This is a genomic window from Sphingosinicella terrae (assembly GCF_003347635.1).
Taxonomy (GTDB): domain Bacteria; phylum Pseudomonadota; class Alphaproteobacteria; order Sphingomonadales; family Sphingomonadaceae; genus Allosphingosinicella; species Allosphingosinicella terrae.
The window spans coordinates 1-548 of record NZ_QDFY01000061.1 but is presented as its reverse complement, the minus strand read 5'-3'; the positions used below and the strand labels follow the sequence as shown (position 1 = coordinate 548).

1 rRNA gene is annotated in these 548 nt (G+C 52.7%); it reads left to right on the top strand.

Annotated features, from left to right (window positions below):
* Positions 1-548 (top strand): 23S ribosomal RNA (locus DDE10_RS23245); the annotation flags it as partial.

The following is a 548-nucleotide window of genomic DNA, read 5'->3' as shown; positions in this document are numbered from 1 at the left end:
CGCGTCCTAAGAATAAAGTATGGTGTTTATCCGCAAAATCTTCCGATAATTTTTCGATTTGTTTATCGAACACTAACTTGTGCAATGGCATAAGCCAGCTTGACTGCGAGCGTGACGGCGCGAGCAGGTGCGAAAGCAGGTCATAGTGATCCGGTGGTTCTGAATGGAAGGGCCATCGCTCAACGGATAAAAGGTACTCCGGGGATAACAGGCTGATACCGCCCAAGAGTTCATATCGACGGCGGTGTTTGGCACCTCGATGTCGGCTCATCACATCCTGGGACTGAAGTAGGTCCCAAGGGTATGGCTGTTCGCCATTTAAAGTGGTACGCGAGCTGGGTTTAGAACGTCGTGAGACAGTTCGGTCCCTATCTGCCGTGGGCGCTGGAGAACTGAGGGGGGCTGCTCCTAGTACGAGAGGACCGGAGTGGACGCATCACTGGTGTTCGGGTTGTCATGCCAATGGCACTGCCCGGTAGCTAAATGCGGAAGAGATAAGTGCTGAAAGCATCTAAGCACGAAACTTGCCCCGAGATGAGTTCTCCCTG